Annotated in this window: 25 protein-coding genes; 5 read left to right on the plus strand and 20 right to left on the minus strand. The window is 67.5% G+C overall.

All coding sequences use genetic code 11. From position 1 onward, the window contains the following. Positions 1–116 precede the first annotated feature (116 nt). The 4 genes from MLE42_RS03335 (at position 117) to rfaD (ending at position 4,061) form a co-directional block, all read left to right on the plus strand. Entirely contained in the window at positions 117–1,085 is a 969-nt protein-coding gene (locus MLE42_RS03335) for a glycosyltransferase family 9 protein (protein WP_243286469.1), read from the plus strand. A gap of 28 nt (positions 1,086–1,113) precedes the next feature. Next, a complete protein-coding gene (locus tag MLE42_RS03340) occupies positions 1,114–2,076 on the plus strand; it encodes a DUF1573 domain-containing protein (RefSeq protein ID WP_243286470.1) in 963 nt (320 codons plus the stop codon). A 67-nt stretch (positions 2,077–2,143) separates the two neighbouring features. Continuing rightward, the gene (locus tag MLE42_RS03345) at positions 2,144–3,094 is read left to right on the plus strand and encodes a DMT family transporter (RefSeq protein ID WP_243286471.1); all 951 of its coding nucleotides are present in this window, start codon (positions 2,144–2,146) and stop codon (positions 3,092–3,094) included. A gap of 31 nt (positions 3,095–3,125) precedes the next feature. Further along, positions 3,126–4,061: an ADP-glyceromanno-heptose 6-epimerase gene (gene rfaD / locus MLE42_RS03350; RefSeq protein ID WP_243286472.1), complete on the plus strand. Its 936-nt coding sequence runs from the start codon at positions 3,126–3,128 to the stop codon at positions 4,059–4,061. Here the strand turns inward: rfaD and MLE42_RS03355 are convergent. The 18 genes from MLE42_RS03355 to MLE42_RS03440 form a co-directional block, all read right to left on the minus strand. Then, positions 4,058–5,224, minus strand: coding sequence for a PP2C family protein-serine/threonine phosphatase (locus tag MLE42_RS03355; RefSeq protein WP_243286473.1), 1,167 nt, complete (start codon positions 5,222–5,224; stop codon positions 4,058–4,060). The genes rfaD and MLE42_RS03355 overlap by 4 nt on opposite strands. Before the next feature lie 33 nt (positions 5,225–5,257). Then, entirely contained in the window at positions 5,258–5,596 is a 339-nt protein-coding gene (locus MLE42_RS03360; protein WP_243286474.1) for an anti-sigma factor antagonist, read from the minus strand. Beyond that, a complete protein-coding gene (locus MLE42_RS03365; protein ID WP_243286475.1) occupies positions 5,590–6,759 on the minus strand; it encodes a TIGR04552 family protein in 1,170 nt (389 codons plus the stop codon). The genes MLE42_RS03360 and MLE42_RS03365 overlap by 7 nt, the downstream gene beginning before the upstream one ends. A gap of 96 nt (positions 6,760–6,855) precedes the next feature. Next, a complete protein-coding gene (locus MLE42_RS03370) occupies positions 6,856–7,155 on the minus strand; it encodes an ATP synthase F0 subunit C (protein WP_243286476.1) in 300 nt (99 codons plus the stop codon). 159 nt (positions 7,156–7,314) lie between these two features. Further along, positions 7,315–8,046, minus strand: a complete 732-nt coding sequence (gene atpB, locus MLE42_RS03375; protein ID WP_243286477.1) for a F0F1 ATP synthase subunit A — start codon at positions 8,044–8,046, stop codon at positions 7,315–7,317. A gap of 12 nt (positions 8,047–8,058) precedes the next feature. Further along, positions 8,059–8,463 carry a hypothetical protein gene (locus MLE42_RS03380; RefSeq protein WP_243286478.1) on the minus strand — a complete coding sequence of 135 codons (405 nt, stop codon included), beginning with the start codon at positions 8,461–8,463 and terminating at the stop codon, positions 8,059–8,061. Next, the gene (locus MLE42_RS03385) at positions 8,456–8,737 is read right to left on the minus strand and encodes an AtpZ/AtpI family protein (RefSeq protein ID WP_243286479.1); all 282 of its coding nucleotides are present in this window, start codon (positions 8,735–8,737) and stop codon (positions 8,456–8,458) included. Before MLE42_RS03385 ends, MLE42_RS03380 begins: the two co-directional genes overlap by 8 nt. A 60-nt stretch (positions 8,738–8,797) precedes the next feature. Beyond that, positions 8,798–10,261, minus strand: a complete 1,464-nt coding sequence (locus MLE42_RS03390; RefSeq protein WP_243286480.1) for an NADH-quinone oxidoreductase subunit N — start codon at positions 10,259–10,261, stop codon at positions 8,798–8,800. Continuing rightward, on the minus strand, positions 10,261–11,952 hold the full coding sequence (locus MLE42_RS03395) for a complex I subunit 4 family protein (protein ID WP_243286481.1): 1,692 nt from the start codon (positions 11,950–11,952) through the stop codon (positions 10,261–10,263). Before MLE42_RS03395 ends, MLE42_RS03390 begins: the two co-directional genes overlap by 1 nt. 21 nt (positions 11,953–11,973) lie before the next feature. Then, positions 11,974–14,298: an NADH-quinone oxidoreductase subunit L gene (gene nuoL, locus MLE42_RS03400; RefSeq protein ID WP_243286482.1), complete on the minus strand. Its 2,325-nt coding sequence runs from the start codon at positions 14,296–14,298 to the stop codon at positions 11,974–11,976. Between the two features lie 20 nt (positions 14,299–14,318). Continuing rightward, positions 14,319–14,621 carry an NADH-quinone oxidoreductase subunit NuoK gene (gene nuoK, locus MLE42_RS03405; protein ID WP_243286483.1) on the minus strand — a complete coding sequence of 101 codons (303 nt, stop codon included), beginning with the start codon at positions 14,619–14,621 and terminating at the stop codon, positions 14,319–14,321. Beyond that, complete coding sequence (locus tag MLE42_RS03410) at positions 14,621–15,172, minus strand: NADH-quinone oxidoreductase subunit J family protein (protein WP_243286484.1); 552 nt, start codon at positions 15,170–15,172, stop codon at positions 14,621–14,623. Before MLE42_RS03410 ends, nuoK begins: the two co-directional genes overlap by 1 nt. A gap of 34 nt (positions 15,173–15,206) precedes the next feature. Beyond that, positions 15,207–15,710, minus strand: coding sequence for a NuoI/complex I 23 kDa subunit family protein (locus MLE42_RS03415; protein ID WP_243286485.1), 504 nt, complete (start codon positions 15,708–15,710; stop codon positions 15,207–15,209). Between the two features lie 10 nt (positions 15,711–15,720). After that, positions 15,721–16,887, minus strand: coding sequence for a complex I subunit 1/NuoH family protein (locus MLE42_RS03420; protein ID WP_243286486.1), 1,167 nt, complete (start codon positions 16,885–16,887; stop codon positions 15,721–15,723). Between the two features lie 19 nt (positions 16,888–16,906). Continuing rightward, complete coding sequence (locus MLE42_RS03425; RefSeq protein WP_243286487.1) at positions 16,907–18,007, minus strand: NADH-quinone oxidoreductase subunit D; 1,101 nt, start codon at positions 18,005–18,007, stop codon at positions 16,907–16,909. A gap of 9 nt (positions 18,008–18,016) precedes the next feature. After that, on the minus strand, positions 18,017–18,895 hold the full coding sequence (locus tag MLE42_RS03430) for an NADH-quinone oxidoreductase subunit C (protein WP_243286488.1): 879 nt from the start codon (positions 18,893–18,895) through the stop codon (positions 18,017–18,019). Next, on the minus strand, positions 18,895–19,404 hold the full coding sequence (locus tag MLE42_RS03435) for an NADH-quinone oxidoreductase subunit B (RefSeq protein WP_275975692.1): 510 nt from the start codon (positions 19,402–19,404) through the stop codon (positions 18,895–18,897). Before MLE42_RS03435 ends, MLE42_RS03430 begins: the two co-directional genes overlap by 1 nt. After that, positions 19,395–19,781 carry an NADH-quinone oxidoreductase subunit A gene (locus MLE42_RS03440; protein WP_476729709.1) on the minus strand — a complete coding sequence of 129 codons (387 nt, stop codon included), beginning with the start codon at positions 19,779–19,781 and terminating at the stop codon, positions 19,395–19,397. The genes MLE42_RS03435 and MLE42_RS03440 overlap by 10 nt, the downstream gene beginning before the upstream one ends. Positions 19,782–19,882: 101 nt before the next feature. On the opposite strand from MLE42_RS03440, the gene MLE42_RS03445 reads away from it, so the two are divergent. Then, positions 19,883–21,514 (plus strand): GspE/PulE family protein, encoded by a 1,632-nt coding sequence (locus MLE42_RS03445; RefSeq protein WP_243286490.1) that lies wholly within the window; start codon positions 19,883–19,885, stop codon positions 21,512–21,514. Here the strand turns inward: MLE42_RS03445 and MLE42_RS03450 are convergent, their stop codons facing one another. Together MLE42_RS03450 and MLE42_RS03455 are read right to left on the minus strand one after the other, a co-directional pair. Continuing rightward, positions 21,515–23,431 (minus strand): FUSC family protein, encoded by a 1,917-nt coding sequence (locus MLE42_RS03450; protein WP_243286491.1) that lies wholly within the window; start codon positions 23,429–23,431, stop codon positions 21,515–21,517. It abuts the gene before it with no gap. Continuing rightward, positions 23,428–25,182, minus strand: coding sequence for an ABC transporter ATP-binding protein (locus tag MLE42_RS03455; protein ID WP_243286492.1), 1,755 nt, complete (start codon positions 25,180–25,182; stop codon positions 23,428–23,430). Before MLE42_RS03455 ends, MLE42_RS03450 begins: the two co-directional genes overlap by 4 nt. Between the last annotated feature and the right edge of the window lie 23 nt (positions 25,183–25,205).

A 25,205-nucleotide genomic window follows, 5' to 3' on the forward strand; every position in this document is an offset into this window, starting at 1 on the left:
GGACAGCGCGGGGCGCTGTCCGTCAGATGGAGGCGCAGCGGGAGCGGGAGCACCGCGCGGGGCGCGGTGCGATCGGGGGGTAGTCCCCGGCGGCGAGCCCCGCTGGAGCCGCGGAAATGACCCTCGTGATCCCCGACCACGCCACCTGGGTGCGCTTCCCGCGGTTCGTGGGCGACGCCGCCATGCAGCTGCCCGTGCTGCGCCTGCTCCGGGAGATCGACGCCGGGCCCCTGGTCGTCTGGGGGCCGAAGACCACCGTGGGCCTGGTGGCGGATACGTGGTTCTGCGACGCAGCGCTGCCGGACGAAGGCAAGCCCGGCCCCTTCGCCATGGCCCGCACCCTGAGGCAGCACCGCGCCGCCCGCAGCATCCACTTCCCCAAGTCCCTGCGGCCCGCCCTGGCGGCCTGGCTGGCCCGGGTGCCCGAGCGCATCGGCGTGGACGAGAGCCTGGCCGGCCCCTTCAACACCCACAGCGGCCCATTCTGGGACGCGGAAGGCCCCTTCCTGCTGCGCTACCACGCGGTGCTGAAGCGGCGCTGGCCGGACCTGCCCCCCATGCCCTACGCGGACTTCGATCCGCAGGTGGCCATCGACAAGCCGGCGGAACGCTACCTCTGCCTGATGCCCGGCTCCACCTGGCCCTCCAAGGCCTGGCCCGTGGAGCACTACCGGACCCTGTTGCTGAAGGCCAGGTCCGAAGGCTACGCCGTGGCGGTGCTGGGCTCGCCGGACGAGGCCTCCACCTGCGCGGCGGTGGCCGGTGAGGAAGGCCTGGACCTCTGCGGGAAGACCACCCTCAAGGAGGCCGCGGCCTGGATGCGCGGCGCCGCGGCGGTGCTGGGCAACGACTCCGGTCTCAGCCACCTTGCCGCCGCCACCGGCGCGCCGGTGCTGGCCCTCTACGGCGCCACGGACCCCGGCGGATCCACCCCCTGGGGACCGGAGAGCCGCGGCCTGCGCAAGGATGGCGTCCCCTGCGCCCCCTGCTTCAAGCGGGACTGCTTCACCCCCGGCCACCCCTGTCTCGCGGGGATCGGACCGGATCAGGTCTGGGCCGCCCTCCGCGACCTGATCTGCGGATAGAATCACAACTCTTCCCGACGAGGTCCCGATGCTCCGCCGCCTCTTCTTTGCCTGTGCCGCCGTCACCCTCATGGCCCAGGCCCCCGCCATCCACTTCGACAAGACCCACCATGACTTCGGCCGCATCACGCCGGACCGGAAGGTGGCCGCGAAGTACCGCGTGACCAACACCGGCAACGCCGTCCTGAGCATCACCCAGGTGCGGCCCAGTTGCGGCTGCACGGCCACGGTCATCGGCAAGTGGTCCATCGCCCCGGGCGAGAGCACCGACCTGGAGGCCACCTTCGATCCCCGGGGCCTCAAGGGCGGCGTGCGCAAGTCCATCGAAGTGGTCTGCAACGACCCGAAGACCCCGGCCACCAGCCTGACCCTCGAGGCGGAGGTGGTGCAGGAGATCATGCCCTCCGTCGAATCCGTCTACTTCCACAACGCCCCCAAGTCCTCAACCTCGCGCAGCCTCGTCCGCTACGCCAGCGGCAGCGGCGAACCGGTCCAGATCGTGGACGTGAAGGCCCCCGGCGCCCCCTTCCTCGCCTTCGCCTACCGGCAGGAGGGCAAAGACCTGGTGCTGGAAGTCGCCTTCGACGGCCGCAAGGTGCCCGCCGGCCGGTTCCGCGGCGTGGAGCAGGCCACGGTGCACTTCACGAACCCCCGCATGAGCCAGATGGGCCTGAACATCCAGTGGGAGCTGAAGCCTTCGATCCAGGCCACGCCGGTCGAGCTGGTCTTCCAGGACGCCGCAGGCCGCGAGCTGCGGCAGAAGATCGCCCTCAAGCAGGCGGACGGCCGCGCCTTCCGCGTCACCGGCAGCCGCTGCTCCCTCACGGGCGTCCGGGTGGAGGGTCTGGGCCAGCGTTCCGCCAGCCAGGAGCTGTCCGTGGTGCTGCCCGCTTCCCTGAAGGCGGGCCGGTACAGCGAGGTCCTGTCCCTGGCCACCGACGACCCGGATCAGCCGGAATTGACGATCCGCCTGGCTGCGATCTTGAAATAACAGCAGAGCGTCAAGGACTTCGCGATTCCTCCTTCGTCCATCCCGGATGGGGCGATAGCCTGGAGGGATGCCGGAGTCCCGCAGGTCCCACCTCATCGCCGTCTTCGCCATGGCGGCCATCGCGGCCATCTGGGGGGGCGGCTTCCCCGCCACCAAGTACTGCCTCCAGGCGGGGCTCTCCGTGGGAGCCCTGCTGACCCTCCGCTTCGCCGTGGGGACGGCGGGCCTGGGCCTGATGATGCTGCTGCTCCGGGTGCCCATCCGGCCACGGGAGGCCCTGGACGGCCTCTGGCTGGGGCTGGTGCTGGCGGCCCTGTTCTGGCTCCAGACCGACGGCCTGCGCTTCACCACCACGTCGAAATCCGGCTTCATCACGGGGCTCTATGTGATCTTCACGCCCCTGGTGGCCCTGGTGGCGGGCGACCGCCTGCGTCCCTCCCATGGCCTGGCCGCCCTGGTGGCCCTGACGGGGCTGGCCCTGCTGGTGCGCGAGCCCGGCGCCGCCTGGGGCGGCTGGAACCGGGGCGATTCCGAGACCCTGCTGGCTTCGGTGCTCTGCGGGGTCCAGATCGTGATGACGGCGCACTTCTCCCGGCGCTCCTCCGGCTGGGTGCTGGCCTTCATGCAGGTGGCCGTCACCGGGATCGTGTCGCTGATCATCACCCTGGCCCTGCCCGCGCCCCACGTCTTCCAGGGCGCCGGCGCCGCCCTCGCCCGGGGCGGCACTTGGGTCGCCCTGGGCTTCATGGGCCTGCTGGCCACCACCCTGGCCTTCTACGTCCAGAGCACCATGCAGGCCCGCCTGGGGGCCACGGAAAGCGCCATCCTCTTCAGCCTGGAACCCGTCTGGACCGCCGGCATCGCCGTCAGCGGCATCGTCCCCGGCGTCCTGGAGCACCTGGGCCCCATGCAGCTGGCCGGCGGCCTCCTGATCCTCGCGGCCACCTTCGTGGCGGAACTGGGGCCGAGACTGCTGAAACGCCTCCAGAGGCCCGAGCCGGAAGAGGCCATCGGATAGCCGGTATCCTGGTGCAGAGAAGGAGTCGGGCATGTTCATCGTCACAGGCGGCGCAGGATTCGTGGGCAGCAACCTGGTGCGGGAGCTGAACCGCCGCGGGCACACGGACATCCTCGTGGTGGACAACCTGGCCCGGGCCGAGAAGGCCCGGAACCTGGCGGACCTGACCCTCTCGGACTACCTGGACAAGCGGGAGTTCCGGGCCCGCCTGGACGCAGGCACCCTGGACCTGCGGCCCGAGGCCGTGTTCCACAACGGCGCCTGCTCCGACACCATGGAGAGCGATGGCCGCTACATGATGGAGAACAACTACGGGGACTCGAAGGCCCTGCTCCACTGGTGCCTGGCCCGGAAGACGCCCCTGGTCTACGCCAGCAGCGCGGCCACCTACGGCGCCAGCACGGACTTCGAGCCGGTGCCGGCGAACGAGGGCCCCCTCAACGTCTACGGCTACTCCAAGCTGGCCTTCGACCAGCACGTGCGCAGCCTGATGGCCGCCATCCAGAGCCCCGTGGTGGGCCTGCGCTACTTCAACGTCTTCGGCCCCCGGGAGGGCCACAAGGGCCGCATGATGTCCGTGCTGCACCAGCTCCTGCGCCAGCTGAAGGAGGAGGGGGCCTGCCGCCTCTTCGAGGGCACGGAGGGCTACGGCGACGGCGAGCAGCGGCGCGACTTCATCTTCGTGGGCGACATCGTGGCCATCAACCTGCACTTCGGCGGCGGGGCCATGGCCAAGGGCATCGTCAACGCGGGCACCGGAAAGGCCCGCAGCTTCAACGACATCGCGAAGACCCTCATCGCCCACCTGGGGCGGGGCCGCATCGAGTACATCCCCTTCCCCGACGCCCTGCGGGGCAAGTACCAGAGCTTCACCCAGGCGGACGTGCGCAGCCTCCGCGCCGCGGGCTACACCGCCCCCTTCACGGAGCTGGAGGCCGGCATCGAGGCCACCCTCGCGGAGATCTAGGGCCTGCGGTCCAGCACCACGAGCGTCACGTCATCCACGAAGGGCGCCGGGGCGTTGAAGCTCCGGGTCTGGGCGATGATGGCGGCCGCGGCGTCCTCCGCCCCGGCGGGCAGCTCAGCGCAGATGCGGCGCAGGCCGGCCTCCTCGAGCATGGTGCGGTCCTCCCGCTCCACCTCCACCAGGCCATCCGTGTACAGCACCAGGCGGTCCCCGGGCAGGAACTCCGCGTCATGCTCCATGAAGGGCAGCTGGACATCCAGCCCCAGCATGAAACCCTTGCCCCGCAGCACCTCGGAGCGCTGGAGCCCCCCCTGGGATCCCCGCACGATGCGCAGCGGCGCGCAGTGGCCGGCCGCCACGTAGCGAATGCGGTTCGTGGCCGGGTCCAGGCGCCCCAGCCAGGCCGTGGCGAACTGCTCGGCCAGGGTGGAGCGGCACAGGTCCTCATTCATGCCCGTGGCCCAGGCCAGGGGCTCGCCGCCCAGCCGCACCTGGTTTTCGAAGGAGGTCTTCACCATGGCGGAGATGAGCGCGGCGGTGACGCCGTGGCCGCTCACGTCGGCGATCATCATGGCCGTGCTGCCGTCCGGCAGCGGCAGCACCGCGTAGATGTCCCCGCCGATGCCGGCGGCCGGCAGGTAGCAGTGGGTGTAGCGCACCCCGGGCCCCTCGCCGGGAAGCTTGGGCAGCAGGCCCATCTGGAGGGCCGCGGCGAGCTCCATCTCCTCCTGCACGCGCTCCTGGAAGGCGGTCAGCTCCTTGTTCTGGCGCTTGATCTCCTTCTGCATCCCGATGAGGCGGAAGGTGGAGTCCACCTTGGCCAGCACCTCCTGGGCGTGGAACGGCTTCGGGATCATGTCATCGGCGCCCAGGGACAGGCTGCCGATGCGCGAGGCCGTCCCGTCCAGCGCCGAGAGGATGATGAAGTAGACGTCCTGGGTGGCGGGATCGCTCTTCACCCGCTTGCACAGCTCGTCGCCGGACATCTCGGGCATGCGCAGGTCCGAGATGATGAGATCCGGCTTCAGGCGGGCCATCTCCGCGATCGCCTCCACGCCATGCCCCGCGGTCAGGACCTGGTAGCCCGCCCGCTTGAGGTAGAAGCTGAGGATGTCCCGGATGGGCGCTTCATCATCCACCACCAGGACCACGCCCTTGGCCATGCAGACCCTTCAGGAAGGCCCCTGCGGGGGCTGTCACGCCCCCCTTAGGGCGTCCTGCTCCGTGGCGAAGATGGAGAAGTAGTTGGTGAGGTTCGTCTGGTCGAAGGTCTTCTTCACGGGCGCGGGAAGGCAGGACAGGTGCAGCTTTCCGCCGGACTTGTCCACGCTGTTCCGGGCCGCGACGAGCAGGCCCAGGCCTGAGGAATCAATGAAGCTGACGCCCTCCAGGTTGATCACCAGGAGCTTGGGCTGGGCCGTGGCCACCGTTTCCCGGATCACATCCCGCAGCTGGGCGGTCACTTCGAAGTTGACCTTGCCCTGGATCGACACCACGGAAGCGGTGCCCTCTTGGCGGGTCTGGATGTTCAACATGGCTCCTCCTGAAGAATTCCCTGAAGCACTCTCCGGCGCGCAGCGTCACGCTGGCGTTGTTTGTATTCCGAATGGGATGCTGGACCTGAACGTGAGCTTTGAAACCCTGATTGTTCCATCACTTGGACTTCGTGTGCGAAGAAGAAAGTAAACTCCTCCTGTTCCTGGATCAACTCTGGAATCCGGGCGAGATCCGCCAGGTCCCCGTGTCCCAGGTCCCGGAGGCGGTCCTGGAGGGTCTCAAGCACGGAGGCGCCGGGGCCAGGGAGCCGGATCAGGGTGCGCGCCGTGAACTGGATGGCTGAATAATCCTTGCTGGAAAATGGGTTCTGTTCAATGCCGCCGGTCTTGAGGGCGAGGGTGCCGCTGAGAGCCTGCCGTTCCTCGGGGCTCAGGTCCTGGATCTGGAACAGGGGCGGCAGGGTCTCCGTCCAGGCGGCCAGGGCGTTCAGGTCGATCATCAGGTTCCGGCTGCGGCTGGGCTTGATGTGGGTGGGCATCAGCACGTGGTGGTCCAGCAGGAAGCGGATGGCCATGAGCACGCCCAGGCGGTCCTCGGCCACGAACCGGATGCCGATCTGGTCATAGATGGTCTCTGCGACGTTCTCGGGCTTGTGGAGCATCTTCAGGAGCATGGAGACGCGGTCCTTGTTCTCCTTGCGCTCCACGGCCACAAGCGGCACCTCGTAGGCGCCCCGGAGCAGCCAGCGCCCGTCCTCGCACACCAGGAACTGGTCGTAGCGGCTGAACACTTGGCGCTGGATCTCCGGGAGGAACCGGAGGTTCACGTTGTGGTCCACGTGAAAGAGGGTGTGCATCACCCGCAGGATCGCGCAGGCCCACCGGCCGCTGAGGGTGCGGGGGCGTTCCGAGGCCCAGACCAGGAGATCGAGGGGGTCTCCGACGGTCCGCAGCTCGTTCGGGACATGCAGGTTCGTGCCTTCGAGCACCACCCCTTCGAGGAAGTCGATGGCGTCCTCATAGATCTTCACGACCTTGGCCCGCTGAGAGGGGACGCTCATGTCGTAGCCGTAGTTGAGGGCGAAGGTCCAGGCCTCGTCGGACGACTGGATGCGCAGACCCTCAAGGTCGATGGGCGACCCCCCGCCAAGGATCACCTGGGTGACCTCCGGCGGCATGGGAAATAGGGCATGGTGGCGCATGACGTCCAGCATCTTTACCGACTTTCCTCAGTATGAATCATAAAAAAACGGGGCGCCCCGAAAAAGGGACGCCCCGTTGTTGGAACCACTTCGGTCCTACTTGATGGCGAACGCGGCCACGAGCACGTAGATCACGAGGGCCTCGATGAGGGCCAGGCCGATGATCATGGTGGTGCGGATGTTGCCGGCGGCCTGGGGGTTGCGGGCCACGCCCTCGCAGGCGGCGACCACGGCCTTGCCCTGGGCCAGACCGCAGCCGGCGGCCGCGATGGCGAGGGCGATGTGGGCGGTGAACTGGCCCTCGAAGAGGCTCTTCGTGGCAGCGGCGGGGGCGCCCTGCGCGAAGGCGACGGCGGCCAGGGTGAACAGGAAGGCGGTGGTGAGGAACTTCTTCATGGCAATGCTCCTTGAAGCGTGTCCTTGGGGTTCGGAATCCCGCAGACGGTTAAGAGAAAAAGGATCATCGGAGGGTGTGGAGACCAGGCTTCGCCTGGGCGACACGCTGGGGGTCCGGGGGGGATCTTCGCCCGCTGCTCGGGCGCCCCCCGGACGATATCAATGTTCGTGACTGACAGCGCCGCTGAGATAGATCGTCGCCAGCATCGTGAACACGAAGGTCTGGATGAGCCCGAAGAACAGGCCCAGGAACATCATGGGCACCGGCAGGAGGATGGGCATCAGACCGAAGAAGATGCCTGCCACCACGTGCTCGCCGGCGATGTTGCCGAAGAGACGGAGGGAGTGGCTGAGGATGCGGCTGAGGAGGCCGAGGATCTCCAGGGGGAACATGAGGATCGAGAGCCACCAGATGGGGCCGGCGAAGTGGGCCCAGTACTTCAGGAAGCCCTGTTCCTTCATCCCGTGGAAGTTGTAGTAGCCGAACACCACGAGGGCCGCGCCCAGCGTCACGTTCCAGTTGCTGGTGCCGGGGCTGAGACCGGGCAGGAGGCCGAAGAGGTTGTTGAAGAAGACGAAGAGCGCCATCGTCCCGATGAAGGGCAGGTACTTCTCCCCGTGGTGGGCGATGTTGTCGTTGATCATGCCCTTGAGCCACTCGACCACGCCCTCGAACATCTGCTGGAGGGGGCCGGGGATCCGGGAGAGGTTCTTCCGCACCAGGGCCGTGAAGAGCATGGTCACCAGAGCCGCCAGGGCCGCGTTCAGCAGATGGTCATAGCGCTCGAGGATGGACAGGGCGGCCCCGTGGGCGAACCCGGGCCAGGGGTGCTGCGACAGGTGCAGGACCTGGGTGAGCCACTGGGCGAGCAACGATGCGTGGTGTTCCATCTCGGTCGGACCTCAATCAGGCGGCGTGGCTTCGGGTTTCCGGAAGGCCAGGCGGAGGGCTTCCAGCAGGATACCGGCCACAAAGAGAAGCACTCCCATGGCCAGCGGCAGGGCTTCCGCCGGGTATCTCCCCATCATCCCACGCAGCACCAGCGCGATCAACGCCAGTTTGCCGATGGACAGGAGGCCGTAGAGCCACCTCCGGCGCACCGACGGGGTCAACATCCGGGCCGTCAGGTAGCGATGGAGCACCCAGAACCCCAGGCTGGCCAGCGCCCCCACGCCGAAGGCCAGGGCCGCCGTCCAGGAGCGCAGGAACCCCCAGAGGGGAACGCCCAGGAGCCCCAGGACCACCATGGCCCAGGTCACCCGGCGGAGGTGGTCCTCACCCTCGTCCCTGCCCCCGCCCTCACTCATGGCGGTCCTTCCCGTCCTTGAGACGCTTCAGTTCCTCGGCATCCCGCTTCGCCATGCGCTGGTTCACCTTGTAGAGCTCCCAGAAGGCCGTGACGATGCCCCAGGCCAGGCCCACCCACTGCCCCACCGCGGCGTGGCCGAACCGTCCGCCGATCCAGCGCCCGAGGAAGAACCCCAGGGCGATGCAGATGGGGAAGGTCAGGCCCAGGGACATGAGGTCGCCCCAAAGCGCCCGCTCCCCGGGATCCGCGTCCCCGCCGCGCCTGAAGATCACCAGTGCCCTCCAATAGAAAAGGCGCGGGTCGCCCCGCGCCTTCCAGTGTACGGCCGGGGCCTACACCCACGTAACTTTAGAGGCCCAATCCACCAGCCAGGGGCCGAACGCCGTGGCCACCAGGACCAAGGCGCAGGCCAAGGTCACCACGAAGACCGAGGTGGCGCCCATGGGAACGGCCTCGCCCTCGGGTTCCCGGAAGTACATCTCCTTCACCACGCCCAGGTAGTAGTAGGCGCCCACGGCGCTGGTGAGCAGCGCGATCACGGTGAGGGTGACGAAGCCCTGTTCGATGGCCAGCTTGAAGAGGTAGAACTTGCCGAAGAAGCCCGCCAGCGGGGGGATGCCGGCCAAGCTCAGCATGAAGACCATCATGGCGAAGGCCAACACGGGATGCTTGCGTCCCAGGCCCTTGAAGTCCTCGATGCGCTCGCCTTCCCCCTTGCCCTGAAGGTAGATCACCACGGCGAAGGCGCCGGTGTTCATCACGATGTAGATGAGCATGTAGAGCCACACGGCCTGCGCGCCGGCCCTGGGATCGCCCGAGAGGACGCCCAGCAGCATGTAGCCCACGTGGGCGATGCTCGAGTAGGCCAGCAGACGCTTCATGCTCTCCTGCCTCACGGCGGTGACATTCCCCAGGATCATGCTGGCCCCGGCGATGTAGCAGAGAGGCAGGACCCAGTCGCTGGACACGCCGTGAAGGCCGGCGCCGAAGACCCGCAGGAAGGCGGCCAGGGCGGCGGCCTTCGGAGCGGTGGCCATGAACATGGTGATCGGCGTCGGGGCGCCCTCGTAGGCGTCCGGCGACCACATGTGGAAGGGGACCGCCGCCACCTTGAAGGCCATGCCCATCAGCACCATGAGCACGCCCGAGAACACCAGGAGGTTGCTGGTGGTGGGCGTCAGCGCCAGCGCCTGGTTCAGGTCCGCCAGGTTCGTGGTGGTTCCGCCGGCCGCGCCGTAGAGCAGGCTGATGCCGTAGACGAGGATGCCGCTGGAGAAGGCGCCGAGCAGGAAGTACTTCACGCCCGCTTCCACGCTGGTGGCCCGGTCCCGGAGGTACGCCACCAGGATGTATATGCAGATGGCCATCAGCTCGAGGCTGAAGTAGACCGAGATCAGGTCCGAGGCGCCGCAGAGGAAGAGCATGCCCGCCAGGGAGAACAGGATCAGGGCGTAGTACTCGACCGTCTGCTGCTTGAGCCCGTTGAGCAGCTTCACGCTGAGGGCCACGGTGGCCGCGGTGCCCAGCACGCACAGCATTTCGAAACCCCGGGTGAGGCCGTCCATGCGGAACATGCGGGAGAAGCCTTCGCCGTCCGGCGTGCGTCCGATCAGGGCCGCGGTGATGGCGAGGACCACCAGGGTGATGGGGGCCCACCGGTGTTTCTCGTTCCGGTTGAAGAAGAGGTCGCCGGGCCACAGCATGAGCGTGGCCACGACCATCAGGAAGAGTTGGGGCGTGATGAGGTGCGTGTCCCGAAGGAGCGCGTCCAGAAGCCCCTGTGCGAAGCCGGTCATCAGTGGCCTCCGCCGTGGCCATGGGTTTCGGGGGCAGCAGCTTCCTGGACGGGAGCCTCGTGGCCGGCGGGGGCGGCTTCATGGCCGGCAGGCGCCGCTTCCTCGTGGTGGGCCGGAGCGACCATGCCCTGCATGCCGAGTTTGGCGGCCACGGCCTGCTGGGCGGCCAGGGACTGGGCGGCGTGGTAGCCGGGGGTGATCTGCTCCACCAGCTTGCGCACCGGCGCGTCCATCACGTCCATGATGGGCTTGGGATACATGCCGATCCAGAAGGCGGTCACCACCAGGGGCGCGAAGTAGAGCACCTCGCGGAGGTTGAGGTCTTCCATCTTCTCGTTGACGGCGGTGATGGGTCCGAACATCACGCGCTGGTACATCCACAGCAGGTAGGCGGCGCCGAGGATGATGCCCAGGGTGGCGACGACGGCGGCCCAGGGGAAGGCCTGGAAGGCGCCCATGAGGACCACGCCCTCGCCGATGAACCCGTTCAGCAGGGGCAGGCCCAGGCTGCTCATGGTCATGATCATGAAGATGGTGGCGTAGACGGGCATGCTCTTCGACAGGCCGCCGAAGTCCGCGATCATGCGGGTGTGCCGGCGCTCGTAGACGATGCCCACCGCGAGGAAGAGCCCGCTGGTGCTGATGCCATGGTTGATCATCTGGAACATGCCGCCCTTGATGCCGTAGGGGTTCAGGGCGAAGAGACCCAGCATGCAGATGCCGAGGTGGCTCACGGAGGAGTAGGCCACCAGCTTCTTCATGTCCTTCTGGATCATGGCCACCAGGGCGCCGTAGATGATGCCGATGAGGGACAGGATGAGGAAAGGCTTCAGCAGCATCTTGGTCGCATCGGGCAGGATGGGCAGCAGGAACCGGACGAAACCGTAGGTGCCCATCTTCAGGAGGATGGCGGCGAGGATGACCGAACCGGCCGTGGGCGCCTGCACGTGGGCGTCCGGCAGCCAGGTGTGGAAGGGGAACATCGGCACCTTGATGGCGAAGCCGATGAAGAAGGCCAGGGCCAGGAGGATCTGGTAGGTCTTGGTCTGCTGGGCGATCACGGGGGCCATGGCGTGGAAGCTGGCCAGGGAGAAGTCGTAGACCCCCGTCGTCTTGTGCTGCAGGAAGTAGATGGCGAGGATGGCCACCAGCATCAGCACGCCGCCGGCCAGGGTGTAGAGGAAGAGCTTGATGGCCGCGTAGAGCTTCTGAGGGCCGCCCCAGATGGCGATGAGGAAGTACATCGGCACCAGCATGACTTCCCAGAACAGGTAGAAGAGGAACATGTCCTGGGTGATGAACACGCCGAGCATGGCCGTCTGGAGGACCAGCATCCAGATGTAGTACTCCTTGTGGCGCTCCGTGATGGCGCTGAAGGAGCAGGCGATGGCGATGGGGCCGATGAAGGTGGTCAGCAGCCAGAGCAGAAGGCTGATGCCGTCCATGCCCACGCTGAACTTCACCCCGATGGAGGGGATCCAGTTCCAGGCCTGGGCCCACTGGACCGCGTCGCTGGCCCGGTCATAGCCGAACCAGAAGACGGCGCTCATCAGGAAGCTGACGATCATCACCAGCAGGGAGCCGATCTCGAAGACCCGGCGCTGGTCCTTGGGCACGAGAAGCAGGACCAGCGCCCCCAGAAGGGGCAGAAAGGTCGCCACCAGCATCAGTGTCGTGTTTGCGGTGAACATGGGGACTCCGACCAATGAGGGCTAGACGAGGAATTTCCAGAAGGCGATGACGAGGAAGCCGAGGAACATCACGAAGGCGTAGTGCTGCACACGGCCACTCTGGACGCTGCGGAAGACCTGGCTGGTCTCCTGCACCATGTACTCGATGAGGTCGACCGTTCCATCCACCAGGTATTCGTCCACCCAGTGCGAGAGTTCGGCCCAGAGGACCGTCATGCGGGCCGCGCCATTCACCATGCCGTCCACCACCCAGGTGTCGAAGCTCCAGAGCTGGGCGGAGAAGCGCTTGATGGGCTCGATGAGGGCCGCCTCGTAGAACTCGTCCACGTAGTACTTGGCGTTCACCCAGCGGTAGAGGTTCGGGAAGCGGGCCACGAAGGCCTTGGCCCGGCCCCAGCTGGGATCCACCTTGTAGATCCACCAGGCCAGCAGCATGGCCCCCGGCGCCCACAGCAGGGTGGCCCAGGCCATGAGGCCATACTCGATGGCGGGCGGCACGTGCTCGCCGTGGTGGACGGGCGCCGCCTGGTAGAGGATCGGCTCGATCCACTTGCTGAACAGCTCGGCGGGCACGATGGGCAGGACGCGGTGGAGGCTCTCAGGGTAGTTCAGGAACCCGCCGACCACCGCCAGGCCCGCGAGGATGGCCACCGGCAGCCACATGCGCCAGGAGACCTCGTGGGGGTGGTGCCCGGGCACGAAGTCGTGGTCTTCCGGGTCATCCACGTGATGGTCGTGCGCCTTGCCCAGCTCGTGGACGTGGTTCTCGAGGTGGCCGGGAACCTCCGGGGCATGCGCCACATGGCCATGGTCATCGTGGCCGTGGTGGGCCTCCGACTGCACCGACAGGCCCCAGGGGTCATCCCCTGCCCCACGGTAGTTGCCGTAGAAGGTCATGGCGATGAGACGGGTCATGTAGAAGGCGGTGCAGAAGGCGCCGAGCATGCCCAGGATCCAGGCCACCAGGTTCAGCGTGGGGCCCGTGTAGTGGCCGTGCTGGTACCAGCCCTCGAACACCTTCCAGAGGATCTCGTCCTTGGAGAAGAATCCGGAGAAGGGGAAGATGCCGGCGATGGCGAAGGTCGCCAGGATCATGCTCATGGCGGTGATGGGCATCAGCTTCTTGAGGCCGCCCATGTTGCGCATGTCCTGCTCGTGGTGGCAGGCGGCGATCACGGCGCCGGACCCGAGGAAGAGGCTGGCCTTGAAGAATGCGTGGGTGAAGACGTGGAACATGCCCGCGCTGAAGGCTCCGGCGCCCATGCCCATGAACATGAAGCCCAGCTGGGACACGGTGGAGTAGGCCAGCACCTTCTTGATGTCGTACTGGGCCAGGCCCATGGTGGCGGCCACGAAGGCCGTCAGGGAACCGAAGGCCAGCACCACGGCGAGCGCCACCGGGGCGTTCACGTAGATGAAGTTCAGCCGGGTGATCATGTAGAGGCCGCTGGTGACCATGGTGGCGGCGTGGATCAGCGCGCTGACGGGCGTCGGGCCCGCCATGGCGTCCGGCAGCCACACATACAGGGGGATCTGCGCGGACTTGCCCATGGCGCCCACGAAGAGGCAGCAGCCGATGAGGTTGAACCACCAGGTGGGGCTCGCGGTGTGGCCGTAGAGTGTGATGGCCGGCATGGTCGCGATGCCGCGGACCGAGCCCATCAGCGTGTCGTAGTCGAGGGTGCCGAAGACCTGGAAGATCAGGAAGAACCCGATCATGAAGCCGAAGTCGCCGATGCGGTTCGTGACGAAGGCCTTCTTCCCGGCGACGGCGGCGAACTCCTTCTCGAAGTAGAAGCCGATGAGCAGGTAGGAGCAGAGGCCCACCCCTTCCCAGCCCAGGAACATCATCAGGATGTTGGCGCCCAGCACCAGGTTCAGCATGCTGAACACGAAGAGGTTCATGTAGGCCATGAAGCGGTAGTAGCGGCCGTCGTTGCGCTCCTCCGCCATGTAGCCGGTGCTGAACAAGTGGATCAGGAAGCCGGCGCCCGAGACCAGGAGGGCCATGCAGCCGCTGAGCACGTCGAACTTGTAGGCCCACTCGATCTTGTAGGTGGTCATCCCGCCCAACACATGGGCGCCGCCGATGTCAAACCAGGTCCAGAGGCTCTGGTGGATGGACCGCCCGTCGGCGGGAAGGCCAGCGAGCTTGATGAAATACCCGATCGTGAGCAGGAACGCCACGCCCACGCTGCCGAGGGCGATGGTGTCCACGATGGCGGTGTTTCGCAGCTTGCGGCCGCTGAGGCCGTTGATGAGGAACCCGAAGAAGGGCAGGAAGGGGATCAGCCAGAGGTAGCTGCCGGCCTGGGAGGCGGCTGTGGCGGCGTGCGTCAGGGTCATTTCGGCACTCATGGTCGTCGTCATCCCTTCAGCAGGTTGATGTCGTCCACCTGGACGGTGTCGCGCCGGCGGTAGAGGGCCACCACCAGCGCGAGGCCCACGGCGACCTCGGCAGCCGCGAAGCCCATCACCAGCAGGGCGAAGGCCTGGCCGGAGACGGACCCGCTGTGGCGGGCGAAGGCGATGAAGTTCAGGTTGGCGGCGTTGAGCATGAGCTCCACGCACATGAGGATGATCAGGGCGTTGCGGCGGATGAGCACCCCCGCGATGCCGATGGAGAACAGCAGGAAGGAGATGACAAGGACTGCGTTCAGGCTGACCATCACACCCGCTCCGTCTTTGCCAGCACCACGGCGCCCACCAGGGCCACCAGCAGGATCACGCTGAGGATCTCGAAGGGCAGGAGGTAGTCCGCGAAAAGGCCGCGGCTCACCGCCTGGGCGTTCTGATGGGCCACGTCGAGCCCCTTGGCCAGCTCAGGCCTGAGCACCAGGGCCTCCGGCGAGGAAGCGCCGAAGATGGCCTTGCGGAACACCCCCAGGAACAGCGCCACGCCGCCCGCGACGGCCAGCACCGCGTAGCGGGACTGCAGCTGGAAGACTTCGCCCTCGTGCTTCTTGCTCATCTCCACGAGCATGACCACGAAGAGGAAGAGCACCACGATGCCGCCCGCGTAGACCAGGATCTGGGCCACACCCAGGAACTCGGCCTCCAGCGCGAGGAAGCAACCAGCGATGTTCAACATCGCGAAGAGGAAGCCCAGCACACTGTGGATCGCGCTCCTGGCGCCGATCATGAGTAGGGCGCCGACAAGGGCCAGGACGCCGAAAATGGCGAACATGTTCCGGCCGATCGTTTCGATGAAATGTTCCATGGGACGTCCTCTGGATAGGCGCGAAGGGATGGAGTCAGTCGTCAGCCACGCTGAACTTGCCCACGTGAGAGGGCTCGAACATGTTCTGGCCCAGCCCTTCCGTGCCGAGGGAGAAGTCCTCGCGGTTGTAGGCGGCCAGCTCGAACTGGTGGTTGAGGATGATGGCGTCGAATCCGCAGCTCTCCACGCAGAATTCGCAGAAGATGCAGCGCTCCATCTCGAAGTCGTACCGCACGGGATAAGGCATCTTGCGCCCTTCCTGCTTGCCCTTCTCGATGGTGATCACCTGGGTGGGGCATATCTTTTCGCAGGCCAGGCAGCAGACGCACTTGATCACGCCCTGCTCGTCCTTCAGCATCGTCAGGCGCCCGCGGAAGCGCGGCTGGACTTTGGCGGGGACCTCGGGGTACTCGGAGACGATGTGGAACGGCACTTTGCGCCGGTTGGCCGTGAAGAAGACCTGGCGGAAGTGCTTGCCGGTGACGGACAGGCCCTTGGCGATGTCGGCGGGGAGTAGGGTCCTCAGGAACTTGTTCATGGACGGCCCCTTAGACGACGAAGCAGCGGATGACAGCCGCCAGCAGGAGGTTGACCAGCGCCAGGGGGATCAGGTACTTCCAGCCCACGGCCATGATCTGGTCGTACCGGTAGCGGGGGATGGTGCCGCGCACCCAGATGTAGGTGAAGAGCAGGAAGACGATCTTGGCCACGAAGAAGATGGCGTGGGGCGCCGCGAACCAGGACAGGAACCCGGGCAGGTACGGGTTCAGCAGCCCCTGCAGGCCGAAGGGCAGCAGCCAGGGGCCGCCGAGGAAGAAGGCGGAAGCCAGGGCCGACACGACGGTCATGTTGATGTACTCGGCCAGGTAGAAGAGGCCGAACTTCATGCCGGAGTACTCGGTGTGGAAGCCTGCCACCAGCTCGTTCTCGGCCTCGGGCATGTCGAAGGGCAGGCGGTTGGTCTCCGCGAAGCCGCAGGTGAGATACAGCAGGAAGCCGATGACCTGGGGAATCAGGGCCCAGGCGGGCATGCCGACCGCCATGCGCGAGGACATCTCGCTGAAGTTGAGGCTGGCGGACAGGACCACCGGCGCGAGGAGGCTGAGGGTCAGGGGGACTTCGTAACTCACCATCTGGGCCGCGCTGCGCAGGCCGCCCAGGAGGGGGTACTTGGAGTTCGAGGACCAGCCGGCCAGGACAATGCCGTACACCCCCACGGTCGCCACGCCCAGGATCCAGAGCAGACCCACGTTGATGTCGGAGATGCCCCCGGAGACCGGCAGGCCGCCCAGGTAGGGGAACCAGGTGGGGAAGGTGAAGAAGGTGCCGGGCACGAAGGAGATCGCGGCGAACACCACGATCGCGGCCACCATGCTGATGGACGGCGCGAGGAAGAAGACGAACTTGTCGGCCTTGGCCGGGATGACGTCTTCCTTGAGGATCAGCTTCAGGACGTCGCCCACGAGGCCCGGAATGCCGCGCCAGTAGGAGAGGACGGGGATCTTGCCCCACTTCCACATGCCGCGGTTCATCCAACCGGTGACGCCGATGTGCCCGCTGGCGACGCGGGTGGAGCCCAGGCGCTGCTGGAGGTGGCCGAGCACCTTGCGCTCGGCGAACACCGTGAGGGGGACGACGACGAAGACGAAGATCACCACCAGCAGGCACTGGATGAGGGTGATCACGATGGACTGGGTGAGGGTCGGGGTCGGCATGTCTTGGGATCCTCGTCGGCTAGCGGTCGATCTCGCCGAGCACGATGTCCAGGGATCCGATGGCCGCGACGACGTCGGCGATCAGTCCTCCCTCGGCCATCTTGGGCAGGGATTGGAGGTTGATGAACCCGGGAGCCCGCACGTGGAAGCGGTAGGGGTTCAAGGAACCCTTCTCGCCCACGAGGTAGTACCCGATCTCGCCCTTCGGCGACTCGGTGGCGTGGTAGACCTCGTTGACCTCGGAGCGCAGGATCTTGGGGAGCTTGGCCATGACGGGGCCTTCCGGCATGCCGTCCATGCACTGCTGGATGATCCGGGCGCTCTGGCGCATCTCTGCCATGCGCACCTGGTACCGGGCGTAGGTGTCCGCCTCGGTGCGGGTGGGGATCTCGAAGTCCATCTCGGCATAGGCCGCGTAGGGGAAGGCCTTGCGGATGTCGTAGGCCACGCCGGCCGCGCGCAGCATGGGGCCGGTCACGCCCAGGGCGATGGCGTCCTCGGCGCTGAGGCGGGCCACGCCGATGGTGCGCTTCTTCCAGATGCGGTTCTCGGTGAGCAGGGCCTCGTACTCTTCGAGGCAGTCGGAGAACTTCGCCAGGAACTTCCGCACCATCTTCTCGAAGCCGGGAGGCAGGTCCTCGCGCAGGCCGCCGATGCGGAAGGCCGTGGTGGTCAGGCGGGAGCCGCAGAAGGCCTCGTTGATGTCGAGGACGTCTTCGCGCTCGCGGAAGGCGTAGAGGAACACCGTCAAGGCGCCGATGTCCATGGCGTGGGTGCCCAGCCAGATCAGGTGCGAGGCGATGCGGTTGAACTCGTTCAGCAGGGTGCGGATGTACTGGGCGCGGCGCGGCACGGTGATGCCAAGCAGCTTCTCATTGGCTTCCGCCCAGCCCAGGTTGTTGGCCACGGCGGAGCAGTAGTCCATGCGATCCGTCCAGACCTGGCCCTGGAAGAAGGACTGGTTCTCGCAGATCTTCTCCACGCCGCGGTGCAGGTACCCGATCATCGGCCGGCAATGGGTGACGGTCTCGCCATCCAACCGGAGCTTCACCCGGAGCACACCGTGCGTGGACGGATGCTGCGGGCCCAGGTTGATTTCCATTTCCTCGTTCTTGAACACCGTCCGCTCCTAGTCCGCCTTGGGTTGCTTCAGGTTGATGCCCAGCTGGCCGGCCTTCTGGAGGGCGATGCGCTCGAGCATGCCGCCGCGGTCCTCGCGGAAGGCGATGTCGCGCTGGCCCCAGCCCACGGTCGGATAGTCCTTCCTGAGCGGATAGCCTTCCCAGTCCTCGGGGCAGAGGATGCGGGTCATGTCGGGATGGTTCTGGAAGCGGATCCCGAGCATGTCGTAGATCTCCCGCTCCATCCAGTTGGCGCTGGGGTAGAGCGAGCAGGCGCTCTCCGGCGCGAAGCCCTCGGGCACGAGGATGCGGAGCCGGAGCCGCTTGCGGCGGCTGATGCTCGTCAGGTGGTAGACCACGCTGCAGGCGAAGTCCTTGGCCGCCGGGTAGTGAGTGGAGGACTGGTCGGCGAGCATCTCGTACTTCAGGGCCGCCTCGTCGCGGCAGAACGTCAGCGCCTCGTGGATCGCTTCCTTCTTCACCTGGCAGACCAGCTCACCGGCCTGCTCGAAGATCTCCTCGACCTTGTCGCCCAGGAGCTCCTTCAGCTTCAGGAGGTCGGCGTCCGTCGCCTCCTGGGGAACCGGGGGCTTCATGTCGTTGTCGTCCTTGCGGGGGACGGGCCGGACCGGCGGCTTGGGGGCGTCCTTCCCCTCGGCCTCGGCCTTGGCCTTGGCGGTCTCGTAGTCGGCCAGGGTCTTCTGCCACTTGGCCTCGTCCGCCTCGGCGGCCGCCTTCTGCTCGGCCACGTAGGTACGGTAGCTCGGCAGCGGCACCGTCTTCGGCATGGCGATCTGGCGGTACGGCGCCGCCTTGTAGTCATACACGTAGGGGCCCGCGGGCACCTCCGCCGCTTCCGGAGTCTGGGGGACGTTCGGTTCCGACATCAGCCGACCTCCTCGAAGATGTCCTTGTACCGGTCGGCCAGACTGCTGGTCATGATCTTGTCCTGCAGCTTCAGGAACCCGTAGATGAAGGCCTCGGGACGGGGCGGGCAGCCCGGGATGTAGACGTCCACCGGGATGACCTTGTCCACGCCCTGGATCGTGTGGTACGAGTCGAAGGGCCCGCCGGCGGTGGCGCAGGAGCCCATGGCCATCACCCACTTCGGTTCAGGCATCTGGTCGTAGAGCGTCTTGATGACCGGCGCCATCTTGTAGGTCACCGTGCCCGCGATGATCATCAGGTCGGCCTGGCGCGGGCTGGCGCGGAAGATCCCGGCGCCGAAGCGGTCGAAGTCGAAGCGGCTGGCGCCCGCGGCCATCATCTCGATGGCGCAGCAGGCCAGGCCGAACGTCACCGGCCACACGCTGGTGGCGCGGGACCAGTTCATGACCTTCTCGACCTTGGTGGTGATCAGGATGTGCTCAAGGGCGGTGGGTTGGTTCATTCCCATGTCAGGGCTCCCTTGGACCAGATGTAGCCGTAGCCGAACAGCAGCAGGAACAGGAACAGGCCCAGCTCGATGAAGCCGAAGACGGCCAGTTCCTTCATCTGAATGGCCCACGGCATCAAAAAGACGGTTTCCACGTCGAACACCAGGAACATCACCGCCACCAGGTAGTAGCGGACCGAGAACTTCTCCCGCGCGCCGCTGGTGGTGACGATACCGCATTCATAAGTTGAATACTTCGCGGCACTTGGCCAACTCGGGCGCAAGAGCCGTGACAGATTCAGGATGATGATCGGCAGGGCCACTGCTACCAGGATCAGCAGCAGGATGGACGCGTACCCACGCATGGAGCCTCCAGGACCAGTCATTGTGCGGCGCAGGTACGGCGCAGGTCAACGATCGAAGCCAACCGGTGCGTCCTTTGTGATCCAGGTCCGATTCCGCGCATCCGGGCGGGCACGCCTTCCAGTAGGATGATTCCATGACTTTTCCCAATCCCCCGGAGCCCGCGGATAGTGTCGAGACTGGCGATCCTGGCCTGACTGGCTTCCGGCCGGCCCGGGAGTTGTACCCCACCCTGGACCTGACCCGGGAGCTGGTGGAGTTCGCCCTGTTCCAGGCTATCCCGCTCGACCTGATGCTCAAGCACCACTTCGTGCCGGTGCAGGAGCGGGAGGGCGTGCTGTGGCTGGCCATGGCCGACCCCCTGGATATTCCCACCCAGGACCTCCTGCGCCAGCAGCTCAAGCGGCCCCTCCGCTTCGCCGGCGCCCCCCTGGCCCAGATCCAGGAGGTGCTGAAGAAGTCCGAGAGCGGCCAGAAGGTCATGGACGAGGCCGGCGAGGCCCTCAAGATCCAGGTGCTCCACGAAGAGGATCTGGATGAGGAGGTGCTCGACCTCGAGCGCCTGACCGACAAGGACGAGGCCCCCATCGTCCGCCTCGTGGACACCACCGTCTTCAACGCCCTCCAGCGCCGCGCCTCCGACATCCACCTCGAGACCACCGCCACCGGCTTCCAGATCAAGTACCGCATCGACGGCAGCCTGTACCCGGCCGCCGAGCCCATCGACCGGCGCTTCGCCTCGCCCATCATCAGCCGCATCAAGGTCATGTCCGAGCTGGACATCGCCGAGAAGCGCAAGCCGCAGGACGGCCGCTTCAAGCTCAAGGTGCGCGGCCGGGCCATCGACTTCCGCGTGAGCATCATGCCCACCATCCACGGCGAGGACGCGGTGATCCGCATCCTCGACAAGGAGAACCTCACCGAGGAATTCCAGGCCCTCTCGCTCGAGATCCTGGGCTTCTCCGAGCACGAGCTGAAGCGCCTGCGCCGCTTCTCCCGCGAGCCCTACGGCATGTTCCTGGTGACGGGCCCCACGGGATCGGGCAAGACCACCACCCTCTACGCTGTGCTGAGCGAGATCAAGGCCCCCGAGGACAAGATCATCACCATCGAAGATCCCGTCGAATACCAGCTCGAGGGCGTCACCCAGATCCCCGTGAACGAGAAGAAGGGCCTCACCTTCGCCCTGGGTCTCCGCTCCATCCTCCGCCACGACCCCGACAAGATCCTCGTGGGCGAGATCCGCGATCCCGAGACGGCGCAGATCGCCATCCAGTCCGCCCTCACGGGCCACCTGGTCTTCACCACCGTCCACGCTAACAACGTGCTGGACGTCATCGGCCGCTTCCAGCACATGGGCGTCGAGGTCTACAACTTCGTGTCGTCCCTGAATTGCATCCTCGCCCAGCGCCTCATCCGCGTGCTCTGCCCCAAGTGCAAGCGCCCCGCCCCGCTCCCCACCCCCCAGGAGCTGGAGGAGAACGGCGTGGACGAAGCCTGGCTGCGGAGCGCCACCCTCTTCGACCGCGTGGGCTGCGTGGATTGCCACGGCACGGGCTTCCGGGGCCGGCAGGCCATCATCGAGTTCATGGGCCTCAACGACGAGATCCGCGAGCTGCTCATCCAGCGGGCGCCGACCCGCGAAGTGAAGGCCGCCGCGCGCCGGGGCGGCATGCAGTTCCTCCGGGAGAGCGCCATCGAGAAGGTGCGGCTGGGCATCACCACCTTCGCCGAGATCAACAAAGTCACGTTCCGCGACGGGGCGTGATCAGACGCTAGGCCGTCCGAAGGTCAACAATTCCCCAGAGGTCTCCAGGCCATCCGCGAGGTCGAGCAGCACCTGCCTTAGGGGGGTGTCCGGGGTGGCGCCGGCCAGGCGCCGCATCTCCCCGGCGGTGCCGCGGGGGTCCTCCACCAGCCGCCGCAGGGCGCCGAAGGCCGCCGCCTTGGTGGGCCCGCCTGCGGCCTCCGGGAGCTCATGCAGCGCTTCGATGGCGTGTCCCAGGCTCAGCACCGCCAGCATCCCCTTGGGCCAGCGCCACCCCATGTCCTTGGCGCGGCCCAGGTGGAGCGAGAGCCTCAGGATCTGCCGCGCGCCACGGGCGCGCCAGTCGCCGGTGGCGTCCCCGGGGCCGGGCTCCACCATCCGAAGCAGGTCCCGGCGGATGACACCCACGGCTTCCTCCGCCTGTTTCACGGAGCTCCGCGGCATCAGGATGTAGCCGCCGGCCACCAGGCAGGCCGCGGTGGCCAGGGCGGCCGAGCCGCCGACGATGTCCAGGGGGCTGACGGTCGCCGTGGCGCCGGCCTGGCTGGCCAGCAGGAAGCACATGTTGAAGTCCACACCCGCGATGGCCGTGCGGGGGTGGGCCCGCAGGAAGCCGCCCACCAGCAGGAAGGGCGCCAGGGTCCACCACAGCGCCGGGGGCGAGGGGAAGGCCGGCTGCAGCAGGAGGCGGTAGAGGGCCGCCACGAAGGCACCGGCCACCACGCCGGTCAGCAGCTTCGGCGCGACGCGCTGGGGCAGCGCCATGGACCCCAGCACCAGGGGGAAGATGCAAAGGCCCATCGCGGCCTGGACCACCAGGAGAGATCCGGTCCCGTGGGCCAGGGCCGCGGCCAGGAAGGCGGCGGCCCCGGAGGCCAGGGCCGTGCGCCCGGCCTGGGGCCATTCCCGGTGCGGCGCCAGGACGGCCAGCTCCCGCTGGAAGGGGAGGGCCTTGGAGGGCCCCAAGGGCCGGGCCAGCGCCGCGTTGGCCTCGAGGAGGCGGGTCAGGGCGCTGGACAGGCGCTCGCCTCCGGTCTCCGGGCTGGCCTCGGAATCGGCCTGGGAAGGGATGGGAGAGGGTTCCTCCGGCGGCGCATCCGACGCCGAGCGCAGGCGCCCCGCCACGGATGCCAGACGGGAAGCCAGTCCCTCCGTCCAGCCGGCCGGCGCGTCTTCGTGGGGCCGGAGCGCCACCGCGGCGCTCATGACGCCCAGCGTGCCCACCACCAGCGAATCCACGTCATGCAGCCGCCGGTAGCCCTCGAAGGAACCCGCCAGGGTCAGGCGGGCGGAGGCCTCCACCTCGCTGATCTCCGCGAGGATGCGGCGCTTCTCGGCGCCCATGGCGGGGGCCCCGTGGCGCAGCACGTCCGCGGCGTAGGCCACGGCGTCCGCCGCCAGGTGCCGGATCTGCAGGAAGAAGGCCTGGGCCGGCGACTTGGGAGTGGCCAGCCCCGTGATGACCGTGGCCACCAGCACACCGATGAGGGTGCACTCCACCCGCGCCGTGGCGAATTCCAGGGAGGCCCTCGGCGCCAGCACGGACGGGACGACGACGATGGCGGCGGTGATCCCCGCCAGCAGCGCCCCGTAGCCATGCACGCCCCGCAGGACGTGCGTGAGGCCGCCGTTGAGGGCCACCCACAGGCCCAGCAGGAGGAACTGGACGTAGGGGGGCGCGGGCACGTGGAGCAGCGCGAAGCCCACGGCCGCCCCCAGCAGGGTGCCCACCACGCGGAAGAGGGCCCGCTCCAGGAGCACCCCGCGCGAGGCCTGGGCCACCACCCACACCGGCATCGCCGCCCAGTAGGCGTTCTGCACGTGCACCAGGGTGGCGATGGCGAAGGCCACCCAGGCGGAGAGGGCCAGCACCAGCCCCCGCGACGCCACCGCGCGGTCAAGGAAGGGAACCCTCACAGGGTTCCCTTCACCAGCTCCCGCTCCAGGCTCTGCAGCCGCTTGAGACGCGCGAAGAGGCCCGACTGGGTGGCCAGGGCCTCGGGCGTGTCCAGCTGGACCGCCCGGCCCTCCTCCAGCACCAGCACCCGGGCGCAGGTCTCCGCCACGAACACCCGGTGCGTGGCCAGCACCAGCGTGGACTTGCCGAGGAAGGCGCGGAGGTTCTCGAGGATGCGGCTCTCGGTCTCCGCGTCCACCGCCGACAGGGCGTCATCCAGGAGGAGCAGGCGGGGGCGGCGCAGGAGGGCGCGGGCCAGGGCCGTCCGCTGGCGCTCGCCGCCGCTGAGGGCCACGCCCCGTTCGCCCACCACCGTGTCCAGCCCTTGGGGCAGACGGTGGATCAGGTCGTCCATGGCCACGACCCGGGCGATCTCCCAGATCTCCTCCTCGGTGGCCTCGGGGCGGCCCATGGCCAGGTTCGTGCGCAGCGTGTCCGAGAAGAGGAAGGCCTCCTGGGGCACCCAGCCCAGGCCGGCCCAGTGGCGGCGAAGGGTGGTATCCGACAGAGGCTCCCCGTCCACCAGCAGGCGCCCCGCCTGAGGCGCGCGCAGACCCGCCAGCACCTGCAGCAGCAGCGTCTTGCCCGAGCCGATGCCGCCCACCACGGCCAGGCTGTCGCCCGGCGCCAGGGTGAGGTCCAGGGGGCCCAGGCCGCGGCCGGTCTCGAAGCGGTGGCTCGCGCCATCCAGGACCAGCGCGGCGGGAACCTCCGGCAGCGCGACGGCCTCGGCGGGCGGTAGGGACGTCTCCGGGCTGCGCAGCAGCTGGTCCAGCCGCTCCTGCCCGGCCTTGGCCCGCTGGAACAGGTTCGCGGACCAGCCCAGGCTCATCATCGGCCAGGCCAGGGCCACCAGGAAGCCCGTGAAGGCGGTGAGGTCGCCCAGGTTGAGGACGCCCCGCACCACCAGGCTGCCGCCGTAGGACACCAGCACCAGGGCCGACACGCCGCTGATGAAGGCGGACAGGGGCGCGTAGGCGCTGAAGATCACCGACTGCTTCATGCTGAGGGAGGCGTGGCGGCGGCTGAGGTCGCTGAACTGGGCCACCCGGATCCGCTCCAGGCCGAAGGCTTGCACCACGCGCTCGCCGCTGATGGTCTCGTGGCTGTGGGTGGTGAGGGCCGAGAAGGCCAGCTGCAGCTTCTGCTGCACCACATGGCTCCACTTCCCGATGACGTAGTAGCCCATGGCCAGGAAGGAGAAGGGCAGCATGACGGCGACGGTGAGCTTCCAGCTCGTGCTGAACATCAGGCCCAGCGTCACCGGCAGGATGGAGAGCACCTGGAGGAAGCTCATGAGCCCCGGCCCCGTGGCCATGCGGACCGTGCCCACGTCGTCGCCCAGCCGGGACATGAGGTCACCCACCCGCTGCCGCTCGTAGAAGGCGAAGGGGCGGGAGAGCAGGAAGGTGTAGAGGGACTCGCGCTGCTCCCGCTCCACGTCGCGGCTGAGGCCGATGAGGGTGTTGCGCATGAGGTAGCGGCCGATGCCGGCCGCCGCCGTGAAGGCCAGCATCCACGCGAGGAAGACCCGCGAGCCGTGCCAGTCCTGGCGCTCCAGGGCGTGCACTGCCCGGCCGGACCAGTAGGGCACCACGGAGGCGGCCACGCTGCACCAGACCGTAGCCGCCAGGCCCCAGTACAGGGTTCGCCGATGGCGGTCCATCAGCGGCCACCACCAGAACAGCTTGGACTCCGAAAGATCCGCCACGAGGCCTCCGCCAATCAGAGTAG

The sequence above is a fragment of the Geothrix terrae genome (assembly GCF_022808775.1).
GTDB classification, from domain to species: domain Bacteria; phylum Acidobacteriota; class Holophagae; order Holophagales; family Holophagaceae; genus Geothrix; species Geothrix terrae.

Bases quoted from the DNA above. Each gene is read 5' to 3' on its own strand.
- MLE42_RS03335 (WP_243286469.1), top strand. From the start codon at position 117: ATGACCCTCGTGATCCCCGACCACGCCACCTGGGTGCGCTTCCCGCGG.
- MLE42_RS03340 (WP_243286470.1), top strand. From the start codon at position 1,114: ATGCTCCGCCGCCTCTTCTTTGCCTGTGCCGCCGTCACCCTCATGGCC.
- MLE42_RS03345 (WP_243286471.1), top strand. From the start codon at position 2,144: ATGCCGGAGTCCCGCAGGTCCCACCTCATCGCCGTCTTCGCCATGGCG.
- rfaD (WP_243286472.1), top strand. From the start codon at position 3,126: ATGTTCATCGTCACAGGCGGCGCAGGATTCGTGGGCAGCAACCTGGTG.
- MLE42_RS03355 (WP_243286473.1), bottom strand. From the start codon at position 5,224: ATGGCCAAGGGCGTGGTCCTGGTGGTGGATGATGAAGCGCCCATCCGG.
- MLE42_RS03360 (WP_243286474.1), bottom strand. From the start codon at position 5,596: ATGTTGAACATCCAGACCCGCCAAGAGGGCACCGCTTCCGTGGTGTCG.
- MLE42_RS03365 (WP_243286475.1), bottom strand. From the start codon at position 6,759: ATGCGCCACCATGCCCTATTTCCCATGCCGCCGGAGGTCACCCAGGTG.
- MLE42_RS03370 (WP_243286476.1), bottom strand. From the start codon at position 7,155: ATGAAGAAGTTCCTCACCACCGCCTTCCTGTTCACCCTGGCCGCCGTC.
- atpB (WP_243286477.1), bottom strand. From the start codon at position 8,046: ATGGAACACCACGCATCGTTGCTCGCCCAGTGGCTCACCCAGGTCCTG.
- MLE42_RS03380 (WP_243286478.1), bottom strand. From the start codon at position 8,463: ATGAGTGAGGGCGGGGGCAGGGACGAGGGTGAGGACCACCTCCGCCGG.
- MLE42_RS03390 (WP_243286480.1), bottom strand. From the start codon at position 10,261: ATGACCGGCTTCGCACAGGGGCTTCTGGACGCGCTCCTTCGGGACACG.
- MLE42_RS03395 (WP_243286481.1), bottom strand. From the start codon at position 11,952: ATGTTCACCGCAAACACGACACTGATGCTGGTGGCGACCTTTCTGCCC.
- nuoL (WP_243286482.1), bottom strand. From the start codon at position 14,298: ATGACCCTGACGCACGCCGCCACAGCCGCCTCCCAGGCCGGCAGCTAC.
- nuoK (WP_243286483.1), bottom strand. From the start codon at position 14,621: ATGGTCAGCCTGAACGCAGTCCTTGTCATCTCCTTCCTGCTGTTCTCC.
- MLE42_RS03410 (WP_243286484.1), bottom strand. From the start codon at position 15,172: ATGGAACATTTCATCGAAACGATCGGCCGGAACATGTTCGCCATTTTC.
- MLE42_RS03415 (WP_243286485.1), bottom strand. From the start codon at position 15,710: ATGAACAAGTTCCTGAGGACCCTACTCCCCGCCGACATCGCCAAGGGC.
- MLE42_RS03420 (WP_243286486.1), bottom strand. From the start codon at position 16,887: ATGCCGACCCCGACCCTCACCCAGTCCATCGTGATCACCCTCATCCAG.
- MLE42_RS03430 (WP_243286488.1), bottom strand. From the start codon at position 18,895: ATGTCGGAACCGAACGTCCCCCAGACTCCGGAAGCGGCGGAGGTGCCC.
- MLE42_RS03435 (WP_275975692.1), bottom strand. From the start codon at position 19,404: ATGGGAATGAACCAACCCACCGCCCTTGAGCACATCCTGATCACCACC.
- MLE42_RS03445 (WP_243286490.1), top strand. From the start codon at position 19,883: ATGACTTTTCCCAATCCCCCGGAGCCCGCGGATAGTGTCGAGACTGGC.